The organism is Vannielia sp. (assembly GCF_029212645.1).
Classification (GTDB): Bacteria; Pseudomonadota; Alphaproteobacteria; order Rhodobacterales; family Rhodobacteraceae; genus Vannielia.
On record NZ_JARGND010000014.1, the window covers coordinates 18690 to 31525 of the forward strand.

Annotated in this window: 10 protein-coding genes; 2 read left to right on the forward strand and 8 right to left on the reverse strand. The window is 61.7% G+C overall.

Annotated features, from left to right (window positions below):
- Positions 1–551: 551 nt before the first annotated feature.
- Together P1U55_RS06590 and P1U55_RS06595 are read left to right on the forward strand one after the other, a co-directional pair.
- Entirely contained in the window at positions 552–2906 is a 2355-nt protein-coding gene (locus P1U55_RS06590) for a glycosyl transferase family 1 (RefSeq protein ID WP_301046741.1), read from the forward strand.
- A complete protein-coding gene (locus P1U55_RS06595) occupies positions 2903–3763 on the forward strand; it encodes a hypothetical protein (protein ID WP_301046742.1) in 861 nt (286 codons plus the stop codon). Before P1U55_RS06590 ends, P1U55_RS06595 begins: the two co-directional genes overlap by 4 nt.
- Before the next feature lies 1 nt (position 3764).
- Here the strand turns inward: P1U55_RS06595 and P1U55_RS06600 are convergent, their stop codons facing one another.
- The 8 genes from P1U55_RS06600 to rfbC form a co-directional block, all read right to left on the reverse strand.
- Positions 3765–4736: a glycosyltransferase gene (locus tag P1U55_RS06600; RefSeq protein ID WP_301046743.1), complete on the reverse strand. Its 972-nt coding sequence runs from the start codon at positions 4734–4736 to the stop codon at positions 3765–3767.
- Between the two features lie 206 nt (positions 4737–4942).
- Positions 4943–6100 carry an NAD-dependent epimerase/dehydratase family protein gene (locus tag P1U55_RS06605; protein WP_301046744.1) on the reverse strand — a complete coding sequence of 386 codons (1158 nt, stop codon included), beginning with the start codon at positions 6098–6100 and terminating at the stop codon, positions 4943–4945.
- 100 nt (positions 6101–6200) lie between these two features.
- The gene (locus tag P1U55_RS06610) at positions 6201–7148 is read right to left on the reverse strand and encodes a sulfotransferase family 2 domain-containing protein (RefSeq protein ID WP_301046745.1); all 948 of its coding nucleotides are present in this window, start codon (positions 7146–7148) and stop codon (positions 6201–6203) included.
- A gap of 14 nt (positions 7149–7162) precedes the next feature.
- Entirely contained in the window at positions 7163–8062 is a 900-nt protein-coding gene (gene rfbA, locus P1U55_RS06615; protein ID WP_301046746.1) for a glucose-1-phosphate thymidylyltransferase RfbA, read from the reverse strand.
- 82 nt (positions 8063–8144) lie between these two features.
- Positions 8145–8888, reverse strand: a complete 744-nt coding sequence (locus tag P1U55_RS06620; protein ID WP_301046747.1) for a glycosyltransferase family 2 protein — start codon at positions 8886–8888, stop codon at positions 8145–8147.
- The gene (locus P1U55_RS06625) at positions 8878–11130 is read right to left on the reverse strand and encodes a glycosyltransferase family 4 protein (RefSeq protein ID WP_301046748.1); all 2253 of its coding nucleotides are present in this window, start codon (positions 11128–11130) and stop codon (positions 8878–8880) included. Before P1U55_RS06625 ends, P1U55_RS06620 begins: the two co-directional genes overlap by 11 nt.
- A gap of 16 nt (positions 11131–11146) precedes the next feature.
- Positions 11147–12187 (reverse strand): dTDP-glucose 4,6-dehydratase, encoded by a 1041-nt coding sequence (gene rfbB / locus P1U55_RS06630; RefSeq protein WP_301046749.1) that lies wholly within the window; start codon positions 12185–12187, stop codon positions 11147–11149.
- Positions 12184–12753 carry a dTDP-4-dehydrorhamnose 3,5-epimerase gene (rfbC, locus tag P1U55_RS06635; protein WP_301046787.1) on the reverse strand — a complete coding sequence of 190 codons (570 nt, stop codon included), beginning with the start codon at positions 12751–12753 and terminating at the stop codon, positions 12184–12186. The genes rfbB and rfbC overlap by 4 nt, the downstream gene beginning before the upstream one ends.
- Positions 12754–12836 lie beyond the last annotated feature (83 nt).

Consider the following 12836-nt stretch of genomic DNA (forward strand, 5'->3'; position numbering starts at 1 on the left):
CGCCGCCGAGTTCAAAGAGCTTTGGTCCTGTTCGACGATGGTATTGAGGTATTTGGATCGGTAGATCCTGACTCTTCGCAATCTACGCCAGCCTTGCAACGTGAGAGGTAGCCTGTCGCAGTCAGCGAGAAAGTTTTGCGGCGGAACCCCAATTGCACGGAATAGGCCGTCGCGCTGGTCCCGGCGGCATCGCCAGTTTCGCCTATATGCGCCCCTCCCGAGATCGCCGCCAGAAACAGAGGGCCCGGTGCCACGTTTTCATTGGGCGTATCCGCACATGCGAACAGGCACATCTCGCACATGGCAGCATCCGATCTCTTGGGGACATCCCGTCGCGCAGCACGGCAAACATCGTCGCTGGACGGCTTGACCCTTGCGCGCCAAATGGGCTTCAGGAGGGCCACTTTCTAGCGTGACCGGGCCAATCGCTTGGCGCGGATCGGGCGCTTGGCGGGCTAATCCGTAGCGTGTTTCCACATATTAGAATTTTTCCTTCGGTTGCATAGGGATGCAGCGGCGGCTAGAGATTTGCCTTGATAAGAGGAAGAAATTTGTCCCAAAATCCACAATACAAATCCGCCGCCGCAACCCCGCCTGTCTGGGTGGTTATGGCTGTGTTTCGCCCCACCCCCGACCACCTTCGCGCACAGATCCAAAGCATCGCGGCGCAAAGGCACTTGCCCGCCGGGCTGGTGCTCGTCATCGCCGATGGCACCTCCGCCGATCTGGCCGGCGACATTGCCGCCGAGGCGGGTATCACCGCCGTTCTGGTCACCCCCCGGCACGAGCTTGATGCCGTCCGCGCCTTTGAGGCCGGGCTTGACCGCGTGCTTGAGCTGGCCCCCGCCGAGGCCCTCATCGCCCTGTCTGACCAAGATGATATTTGGCACCCCGATCGCCTTTTGCGCGGTGTGCAGGCCATGGCCGATCCCGCCGTCATGCTCTCCCACGCCGATGCGCGGCTGGTCGATGACACGGGCGCCGAGATTGCTGCCTCGATGTTCGCCTTCGAAAAGCGCCACCATGCCCCCGGTCTGCGTGGTCTGCTCTACCAGAACAACGTCACCGGGATGACAGCACTGTTCCGCGCCAACGTCGCCCGCCTCGCGCTGCCTTTCCCGCCGCAATCGGGGGTGCATTTCTACCACGATCTCTGGTTGGCCATGGTCGCCGCGGCCCTTGGCAAGATCACCTTTATCAACACCCCGCTGGTTGATTACCGCCAGCACCAATCCAACGCGATTGGCGCGGTTGATCGCCGCTCCGCCACGCTGCCCCGCAAGTTGCCCAGCCGCAAGGGGATGACCAATTGGTTCATGCGCGAGGCCGGCGCCTACGGTCTTGCGCGGTATCTTGCCCGCAGCCTTCAGGCGCGGCTGTCCAGTGCTGTCACCAGCGGCACACTTGCCCATGGCGTGGCCCAAACCGCCCCGTTGCGCCCCTACCTGCGCACGCGCAGCACCGGGTTTGCGCACCTTTGGGATGGCACCAAGCTGCTGTGCACCGGCCATCCCCGGCTGGCCCGTCTGGCCAGCGGGCAGGCGATTGTAACGCTGGGGCGGTCCTTCTGGTCGCTGCGTCTGGCCCTCTCTGAAGGGATGCGCGCGGCGACCGAGCGGTTTGACACGCGGATCTATTCCCTGTCTCCCGGCGTCATCCCACCGCATATCGACAGCGCAGGCAATGTTGCAGCCGCCACGTCAGACCCCGCCGAAGCGCATATTGATCCCCGCAAGCACCCCTCGTGGACGCCTGTCTTTACAGCCGATACCGCCGCGCTCAACCTTCTGGTGCCCACGCTCAATCCGGCCGAAGTTTTTGCCGGGGTGGCCACCGCGCTTGATGTGGGCATCGGGTTGGCCGCGCTGGGCCACCCGGTGCGACTGATCGCCACCGACCTGCCCATCGCCTCCCATGCCGCCTCTCGCCGCTTCCTCACTGGCCGCATCCCCGCCGATGCCGCCCCCGGAACCGCCGACCGGCTCTCCCTCGCCTGCGGGCTGCACGGCACGGGCGAGCGCAAGGACTCCACCGTCACCATCCCCTCGCACAAGGACGATGTTTTTTTGACCACCGCCTGGTGGACAGCCCATGTGGCGCGTGAGTTGATTTCCACGCATGGCTACACCCAGCCCCGCTTTGCCTACCTCATCCAGGACTTCGAGCCCAATTTCTACGCATGGGGCGCGCCCTTTGCCGAAGCCATGGCCACCTATTCGATGGAGTATGTGCCGGTGTTCAACACCGCGCTGCTGCGGGATTATTTCGTGTCCCAAGGCCTCGCCTCGCCCACCGCTCTCACCTTTCGCCCCTCTATCGAGGTGCCAAACTACAGCTCCGGCACCCGGCCCAGCCGCACCGGCCCACGCCGCCTGGCGCTCTATGGTCGCCCGGAGGTTGAGCGCAATATGTTCCCCATGGCCATCGAGGCGCTCTCGTCTTTCCTCGAGGCCGAGGGGCTCGGCCCCGATGATATCGAGTTGGTCTCGATAGGCCTGCCCCATCCGCCAGTAAAGCTGCCCGGTGGGCTGCGCCTTACCAGCCTCGGCAAGCTGCCGTGGGAGGATTATCCGGATTACCTGCTCACCGTCGATCTGGGCCTGTCGCTGATGTTTTCGCCCCACCCGAGCCACCCGCCAATCGAGATGGCCGCCTCCGGCGTGCGCGTGGTGACCAACAGCTTTGGCCCCAAAGACCTATCCAAGCTCAGCCCGGCGCTCATTTCCGCCGCCCCCACCGCCGAGGCCGTGACCGCCGCCTTGCACCGCGCCTGGGCCGCAGCGCCCGTGACCCAAGCCGAGCGTGAGTTCTCGCTCGCACCGCTTGGCCTGTCGATGGACGAAATGCTCACCGCCCTGTCGTCCGAGATCACCACCCTCGGCCTGCCTCCGGAGCCCGCCACATGACAGAGCGCCACATCATCCTTCACATTGGGCTGCACAAATGCGGCTCTACCTTCCTGCAACGGGTGCTGATGCAAAACGCCCCTGCGTTGGCCGCGGCGGGGCTGGCCTATCCGCACAGCGGCACCGGCCACCCCGGCAATGCCGCTGGCGCGCATGAGTTTGACGCCGCGCAGATCGAGGAAATGTTCGGCCATTGCCAGCAGCTGTTCCTCAGCCACGAAGACCAAATCAACTTCGGCGATCAGGCCCAGCCGTTTTCTCGCGCGGCAGCCTCACTTGGCGCATCGGTAGAGATCCTGTGCTTCGTGCGCCCTTTCCCGGAGTATATCTTCGGCGATTACTCGCAACAGATGAAGCAACATTATCCAGAGTGGATCGAGGCCCGCGAGGCGTATAAGGGAATGTCGTTCGAGCAGTTCGTTGGGTCACGCTGCCGTTGGGTGAACCCGGCCAAATGGCTCAACCAGTGGCGCAATGCGCTGCGCCGCTCGCTGGGCGAGGTGCCTGTCACCGTTGCCAGCCACCGCGACATCCGCGAAACGGTTGAGCCGCTCCTGCCCCCCGGACTGGACCTTGATTGGCACGTTCCCAACCACCTCACAAACCCTTCCCTGCGGGCCGAGGATTGCGACCGGCTGGCCGCGATGATCGAAGATTTCGACATACCCGGCGAGGACATCGTGGCCACGTTAAAGGAAGCGCTGCATCACACCGGCGGGCCTGATGCAGGCCGCAACGAAGAGCGGATACGGTGGATCGAGGCGCTGTTTCGCCAACAGATCCAGCAGCTATACGATCAATATGGCTACGATATCAGCACACCGGCTTCCGGCAGGTTTGAGTACGAGGCCGAGTAGATCAGAACTTGCCGATCAGCACCGAAAACCACATCACAGCCGAGCCAAAAGCCGTTTGCCGGTAAATCCCGGCCTTTTTCAACATCAGGATGCGCCGCACCAGCGGCGCATTGCGGGCTTTTGCGATCGTTTCGAGCACGGCGCGGTTTTCCGGGGTAAAGCGATGGGCCGAGCGTGACAGCGTATCAATGTTGTCATCCAGCCAGCTTTGATAGGTGCCTTCAAACACCATCTTCAGGCGTTTCCAGCGGGCACGCCAGCTATCATTCGCGCCGATGAGGTTGTTGTCATGCTGGCGATAAAGCAGCCCCGGCGCGGGGTCATGCATCACACGCCCGCCTGCGCCCGTGATGATCTGATAAAGCCACCAGTCATGCACCGGCACATCGCCCGCCTCAAACGAGGCCGCATGGGCCAGCCGTGCGGCGGCTTCGTTCAGCACGATCGTGTTGCCACCCGCAATGTTTTGAACCACCGCGTTGGAAAAGCCCGGCGGCTTGCGGCGCATCGGCGAAACCCGATGGTTCTTCAGGTTTTCATCCGTCACCCAGCTGCGCGAGTGGTACATCGCCGGAATCCGTGGATCGAGCCCGTCAAACTTGCTGAGGGCGCGGGTTAGCTTGTGGCGCAGCCACACGTCATCCTGATCGGAAAAAGCCCAATACCCTTCAGGGCGCACCTCTTGCATCAGATTGAGGAAATTGGCTGCACAGCCCCGGCCCGGCCCGTCAATGCAGGCGATGCGCCAGCTTTCGGGGTGGTCCTCCATCAACGCGCGGCCACCGTCATCCCGGCCCTCAACGCTGGCAATCAACCTCCAGTTGGGGTGGGTTTGTTCGGCAAAGCTGTCAATCTGCTCTTCTAGATGATCGCAGCCCTCATAGACCGCCATCAAAATCGTGACCGCCGGCTCCGAGGTGAGCAGGTCAAACGCTTCTGCGTTCTTTTGCCATTCTAGCGTGGATTGCAGCATGATAGTGGCTCAGGCTCCCTGTTGGCGGGAGTCGGCACAAGTGCGCGCCAAGCCCGCAAGGGCAGCGCTCGCCAAATGGTTGCGTAACATTTGCGTCGGGCGACCTGCGGCCCGTTGCCGATTCTTCACTGGTATTCCTGTCATGCCATAGACTGTGGCACGTCCCCAATTAACAGATACTTAATGCGCATACCTTGCAGGCGCACTCATCTCCAAGTGGAAACACACGGAATCTTGTCAAGGTTGCATCGATCGGCGTATTTCTGCGCAATTTCCTTAACTTCATCAACCAAACCGCCCTCTAAACGGATTGGATCGAGGCCCAAGCCTATAAAACGGTCATTCGAAACATGCAGGTCGTTCTCTGCGGCTTCATTGCGCGGGTTGTCGATAGTGGCAATCTCGCCGCCGGTCATCTCCTGCAACATCCTGGCCAGATCACGCACCCGGTGAGTCTCGGTCATCTGGTTGAGGATATTCACGCGCTCGCCCGCTTGCGGCGGGTTGGTCAGCGCCAGTTCAACGCAGCGGCAGGTGTCCTGGATGTGGATAAAGGCGCGGGTCTGGCCCCCGGTGCCATGCACCGTCATCGGGTAGTTGATCGCCGCCTGCATGATGAAGCGGTTGAGCACGGTGCCATAATCGCCATCATAGTCAAACCGGTTAATCAGGCGCTCGTCCATCCGGGTTTCATCGGTTTGCGTGCCCCACACGATGCCCTGGTGCAGGTCGGTGATCTTTACCGCGTCATTCTTGTTGTAGAACGCAAAGAACAGCTGATCCTGGCTTTTCGTCATGTGATAGATCGAGCCGGGGTTGGTGGGGTAAAGGATCTCGGTCTCGGTCTCGCCGTCAGGCGTGGTCATCTTCACCGTCAGGTAGCCCTCGGGGATCTTCATGCCCGCCGTGCCATACCCATACACCCCCATGGTGCCCAGGTGGACAAGGTGAATGTCCTGCCCGCTTTCCACAATGGCCGCGAGCACATCATTGGTGGCGTTGAGGTTGTTGCTGACGGTGTAGCGCTTATGCGCACTCGATTTCATCGAATAGGGCGCGGCCCGCTGCTCGGCGAAGTGGATCACCGCATCGGGCTTTTCGTCCTGAAACAGTGTCAGCAGGCGGTGGTAATGTTCTCCAACGGTGAAGTCATGAAAGCCTATGCGCTTGCCGGTCAGTTCCTTCCACACGGCAATGCGCTCGCCAATCGGACGGATCGGCGTCAGGCTTTCGACCTCCAGCTCAATGTCGATCTTTCGGCGCGACAGGTTATCAACGATGATCACATCGTGCCCAAGGTTGGAAAGGTGCAAGGCCGTCGGCCATCCGCAAAATCCGTCGCCGCCAAGAACGATTACCTTCATGCGCCTCATCCATTAAATGTGCTTGTCAGTCGCGCACTTTATGTCCCGCGCCCACACAGAGGGAAAGGAAAACCTGCCCGCAGTGCCAAGCCCAGCCGGGTTAGCCCCTACGCGTTGCCGTTTTTTCCCCGTACGCCCGCCGAGCGGTATTGTAGAGCACCGTGTCCCCCTCAAACCACGGGGCCAAAACCTCGCGGGCAATGTCATTATCGGCGGTCAGGGCGCGAATGTCCCCGCGGTTTTCATGCGGCAGCGCCTCGGGCACCGGGCGCCCGATATCCGCAAGGAACCCCTCCAGAAAGCTCAAACCATCCTCGCAAAAGCCCACACCGGCAAAGCCTTCCAGCGTTTTGATCGCGCTGTCCACAAAAGCGGGTGTCGCCTCGGCAGTCATCTGAACATTGCGCCCGGTAAACAGCATCCGGCATTGCATATTGTCGAAATGGGCAAAGCGGCCCTTTTCGTTGGCGCGATCACGCAGTTTGATAATGCTTTCCCGGTCCAGCCATTCAGTCTCGGCCAGCAATGCGACGATATGAGCATAGCGCTCTTCGTTGTTTCCCTGCCCGGCCAGCGCCTCGCCCCGGTTAAAGCGATCAACCCAGTTGATGTGGCTTACCAGCCGCTTCCACGGATCGCGCAGCACTGTGATGGGGGCGTAGGCATCGGCCCCCTGCTGCCGGTGCCAGTTATTCCAGGCGATATGCCCGGTAATGCAATCTGCCTGCACCGGCGGAACCTGCCCGGATTTGATTACCGCGATGTGATATTCGGCATGCGATAGAAAGTTGTCTTCGCCGTAAGCCTGCTCCAGCACCCGGTTCCAGCTTGAGCCTGCCGTCTTGGGAATATGCACAAAAAGCACCGGTTTCAGCTTACCCTTGGGGGTGAACGGCGCCGGAACCGGAGCTTCTTGCGCAACCGTGGGGCTTAACGGCGCCGGGACCGGGGCTTCTTGCGCAACCGTGGGGCTTAACGGCGCCGGGGCCGGGGCCTCTTGCGCAACCTTGGGAGCAAGCCCCAGCCGAAGGAGGATTTTCTGAAGCACGTCGCGGCTCAGCCTCAGTTCAACAGGCGTTTAAGGTAGGTGCCATAGTCGTTCTTGGCAAAAAGCTTGGCGCGCTCCACCAGTTGCTCACCGGTGATCCACCCCCTGTGATAGGCGATCTCCTCCAAAGAGCCGGTCTGCAAGCCCTGCCGCTTTTCCAGCGTGCGCACAAAGTTGCCAGCGTCCAGCAGCGAGGCATGGGTGCCGGTATCAAGCCAGGCATAGCCACGCCCCATAAGCTGCACATCCAACTCCCCCGCCTCAAGATAGATCTCCAGCAGGGTGGTGATTTCCAACTCGCCGCGCGCCGAGGGTTGCACCTGCCTAGCGCGCTCAGGAGCGTTGCCATCCAAAAAGTAAAGGCCCGTCACAGCGTAATCCGAGGGCGCAACCTCGGGCTTTTCCACGAGCTGGCGCACCTTGCCGCTTTCGTCAAAATCCACCACGCCATAGCGCTCCGGGTCCGCCACGCGGTAGCCAAAAACCGTGGCGCCGCTGTCTCGCGCGGCGGCTTCCATCAGCATCTCCGGCAGGCCGTGGCCAAAGAAAATATTGTCTCCCAGCACCAACGCCGATGGGGCCCCGGCCAAAAACTCCTCGGCCAGCAGGTAAGCCTGTGCAAGGCCATCGGGGCTTGGCTGCTCGATATAGGTAAAAGACAGGCCCCACTGGCTGCCATCGCCCAGCAACCGCTTGAACTGATCGGCATCCTCAGGCGTGGTGATGATTGCAATCTCGCGGATATCCCCCAGCATCAGCACCGACAGCGGATAGAAGATCATCGGCTTGTCGTAGATCGGCAAAAGCTGCTTTGAAAGGCCCAAGGTGATCGGGTAAAGCCGCGTGCCACTGCCGCCTGCAAGGATGATCCCTTTGCGCTTCACGCTTGCACCGTTCTGTCCTGTCTGTGTCATCACGCTTGCTCGCTCAGGTTGTCTTTTCTGGCGGAGCTATAATCTGCTTTGCTACGGCATGCCAGCGCTGGCACGCGCCCCCTCAGCCTTCGGTGGCAGACCGCTCATAAATCGGGTGGGTATAGTCCGTTAGCGGGTTGCGACGGCCAAGTGATTTGCTGGCCGAAGCCCTTATCGTTTGCGAGTTGTTTTGCCGCCGTTTGAACAGCACCGACTCGGGCACAACCTTATGAAATTTGCCCGCGGCCACCGTTTCACAGTTCCAGACCCAATCCTCATAGGCGTAGCCAGCCTCGATATCGCGATCACAAAACGGGATCTCATGGTAAATCGCCGTGGGGCATACGCAAAGCGCATCCCAGTAGTTGGCGATCCGCAGCAGATCGGGGCGAAACGCGTCGCTCTCCTGATCAACATGGCAAAAGATCGTGGCCTGCTGCTCGAAGAAGTAGTTATAGGCCGGGTGGGCGATGTGGGTTTCGGGCGCACCATCAAGGAAATCCAGCGCCTGCACCAGCCAGTCCTCGCTCCACAGATCATCGGCATCAAGGAACGCGGTGTAGCGGCCATTTGCCTTGGCCACCGCCTCGTTGCGCACCTTGCCCTGATCGCCGTGATCATAGGCTTCAAACGCCACCGCGTCCTTGCGATGCGCTTCAAAGACCGCATGGGTGAGCGGGTTGGGGCGGTCCAGCACCAGCCGGGCCTCTACCGCGTGGCCAGCGGCGCGGGCGGCATCAATCGCGGCCCAGAAACTGCGCAGCGAGGCCACGGCAAGCCGGCCCTCCCGGTGGCCGGTGATGATGCAGGTCAGATCACAACTCATGGCGCTTCAACATCCCCTCGATCTCGGCCTCATAGCGCGATTCGGCAAATGTCGCGGCAACACGCTCGGCCAGCGCATCGGCCTTCTCTCGCGCCCCCGCAGGATCAGCCGTGGCTTGCTTGAGCGCCTTAGTGTAGGCGTCAATGTCGGTGAAATCCTCGATCAGCCAGCCGGTGCTGTCGTCCAGCATCTCGCCAATACCGCCCAGATCGGGCGCGATGATCGGCAGGCGGGCCGCCGCCATATCCAGCAGGATCGTGGGCAGCCCATCCCACTGCGCGGTGTAAAGAAAGGCCGAATAGGGCGTTTCAAGCACCTCTTGCAGGGTGCTGTAGGTGCCCTTCTCAATAATGTTTTCCGGTGGATCAAAATCTGGCAGGCGGGCCTCGGAGAGCACCGCCTTGCCGTAAACATCAAAGGTGATCTGCGGATTGGCGCGGGCGATCTCCACAAGGATATCCACCCGCTTTTGCCGGTCAAACCGCCCCGCCCAAAGCACCCGCTTTGGCGCATTGCGCCCCGCCACCACGGCGCGCACGCCGCTGTCGCTGGCGGGGGTGTGAAGCGCCAGCACCTCGGCCCCTTCGGCCCCCTCAGCATTGATCACACCATAGCCAAAACGCTCGGAAACGTCCCGCGCCAGCGCCTTGGTGTCGGTCAGCAGCACATGGTGGTGATTGCAGGTGTGACGCAGCCATTGGATCGGGTAGCCAACCCGGTCGCCATCCGGCGTTTCGTCCCATGTGAAAAGGTAGGTCACCACCTTCATCTCGCTCGCCAACTGGCGGCCAAAAGCCTCCAGCGTCTCCCACATGAGGCGGCTGTTGACGTTGATCACCGCCTGCGCGCCACAGCCCCTGAGCAGGTCAATCAGCGCCCGCTGGCGTTGCTCCTCGCTCAGATGTTCAATCAGCGTCGACAGGTTGAGGCGATCAATCTCATCGGGAAACCAGCCAATGTACTCCGCCTCAGAGCTATCGGTGGTGATGACCAGAATATCCTGCGGCCGCCGCACCCGCGCCAGGGCGGTCGCAAAGATCGAGGCCACCCGGCTCGCGCCCGACATCCGCACATGCGGCACCGCCACGATATAGCGATACCGCCTGCCGCCCAGCGCCTCGCGGATCGCCTCAACGGCATCGGCAGGGGCCTTGGCCGAAAGGGTTGGCGAGGTTGTCATGCGCTTTTCGGGTGGCATGGCAACCATCGGATCAAGCGCCTTTGCGGCATCAAGCCGGTCTTTCATGGCGCCGGGCTCGCTGAAGCTGTTGAGGATCTGCGCTTCGCGCACGCTCACCGCACGGCGCCAATGCTCCCTATGGCCGTGGCGTAGAAAGTCCAAAAACGGATTGGCGGGGTTGCTTGCCAGATCGCGGTTTTCCTTCAGGTAGAAAGACACCGAAAACTCCGCGCAGGGATCGCGCCCCTCGATCCAGCCCACGGTGGCAAAATGGAGCAGCGGATCGGTGATGTTGGCAGGCAGATCGGGGTTGGTGGCGCGGTAATAGTCCGGATCAAAATGCGCGCGCATCAGGTCCAGGTCGGCGCTCCGAGGGAGCCGCGCCTCCACCACAATCGGGCGGCGCGCACCGGCCTCGTCATCGCCTATCTCTGCGGTGGACACCATCGGCAGCGTTACATACTGGGGCGCGGACGACTCGGCGCTGATGCCGGTGAGATGCAGCCATTTCTCCTGCGGGTCTTCTCCTCCGGCCTCTATCCCCGCGTGGGAAATGAAGTGCAAAAAGGGGTTCACCGCAACCGGGTCAAGATCGGGGTTCAGGCCACACCACTGCTCTGCATCAAACCACAGGGCCGCGCGCCGCCCCTCGCGCCAGCCTGCCTTTAGATAATGCTCACGCGCATCCATCCCATGCCCGGCAACATCGGGGTTTTGTTCCAGGTAGGAAACCGGATCAAAAACGCTGTCAAACGCGGCGGTCAGCTTGCCAAGCGGTTGCTCGGCCAAACGGCCCTCCAACGTGGGATCATCGGCGCTTTTGCCCTCAAGGAACACCAGCAGCGCCGGGTCCTGACGGGTGCGGCGCCGCTGTTGCGGGCTGAGCAGGGTCGCGGCATCAAACCACGGCGCGGGCGGGCGGCCTTCGCGCCAGCCAGAGGCCATGTAATGATCCAGCGGATCAAGGCCCGCAATCGCCACATCCGGATTTTGGCTCAGGTAATAGGCGCCATCAAACGCGCGCCGCAGCAGGGTTTCGTTGACCGGTTCCGCCTTGCTCACCTGCCCCAACCCTTCGTCAAACCGTTACGCCCAGCCGCTGGCCCACACCGTCGCGCGCCCGCAACCCCTGCCACCAGGCCTCGTTGTCGAGATACCAGCGCACCGTCTTTTCCAGCCCTTCCTCCAGCGTGACCGATGGGTGCCAGCCCAGCTCGGTCGCAATGCGGGTCGGGTCGATGGCGTAGCGCAAATCATGGCCCGGACGGTCGGTCACATAGGTGATCTGCTCGGCATAGGGCCTGGCACCGGGGCGCAACCTGTCTAGCGCCGCGCAGATGGTGCGCACAATGTCGATGTTGCGCGCCTCATTCTCGCCGCCAATGTTGTAGCTGCGCCCGATCTCGCCCTTTTGGAGCACCGTCAGCAGCGCATCGGCGTGATCTTCCACATAAAGCCAGTCGCGCACATTTTCGCCCGCGCCGTAAACCGGAATGTCCTTGCCCTCCAGCGCGTTCAAAATGACCACCGGGATCAGCTTTTCGGGGAAGTGATAAGGCCCGTAGTTGTTGGAGCAATTTGTCAGCACCACCGGCAGCCCATAGGTCTCATGCCACGCCCGCACCAGATGGTCAGAGCTGGCCTTCGAGGCGCTATAAGGGCTGCGCGGATCATAGGGCGTGTCTTCGGTAAACTGGCCTTCTGCGCCCAGCGAACCATAAACCTCATCGGTGCTGATATGATGAAATCGAAAGCCCTCGGGCCGCCCCGCATCCTGCCAATAAGCGCGCGCGGCTTCGAGCAGATGGAAGGTGCCCAGCACGTTGGTTTCGATAAAGGTTGCCGGGCCATCAATCGAGCGGTCCACATGGCTCTCGGCGGCCAGGTGCATGATCGCATCGGGGCGGTGCGCGGCCAATACCTCATCAAGCGCGGCACGGTCGCGGATATCGGCCTGCACAAAGCTGTATCCCGGCGCATCGGCCACGCTGGCCACGTTTTCAAGGCAGGCGGCATAGGTCAGCGCATCGAGGTTCACCACCTCATGCCCCGCCGCGACCGCTTGGCGCACCACGGCCGAGCCGATAAAGCCTGCGCCCCCTGTGACCAACAGCTTCATACTGAACGCTCCCAGTTAAACGGGCTGTCAAAACCCTCAAAACCCGGCGCCGCCTCGTCCTTGGCCGAAAGGCACGGCACCGCACCGCCAAGGCCCCAGTCAATGCCGATTGCAGGATCATCCCAGATCAGCGCACCCTCGGTCTCGGGGGCGTAGTCATCGGAACATTTGTAGATGATCTCGGTGTTGGGCTGGCGGGTCACGAACCCATGCGCAAACCCTGGCGGAATCCACAGCTGCACGCCGTTTTCCGCCGTCAGATCCTCCCCCACCCACTGCCCGTAGGTGGGCGATCCCTTGCGAATATCCACCGCCACGTCAAACAGCGCCCCACGGCCACAGCGCACGAGCTTGGCCTGCGCCCTGGGTGGCGCCTGAAAATGCAACCCCCTCAGGGTGGGCGCGTCCACGCTGACAGAGTGATTGTCTTGCACAAAGTCCGCTTCCAGACCAAGCGCCGCCAGCTTGTTCTTGGCATAGGTTTCGGCAAAAAAGCCCCGGTTGTCCCCGTGACGAACCGGCGTAATCCTATAGACGCCGGGCAATGCCGTTTTTTCAACCTTCACGATTCGCGCGTCCTTCTGGCCATTGCCCGCAAACTCTGTGATTTGCACGAATTTCGGGTTGTGGCGGTCCTTAGCAGGTAGGC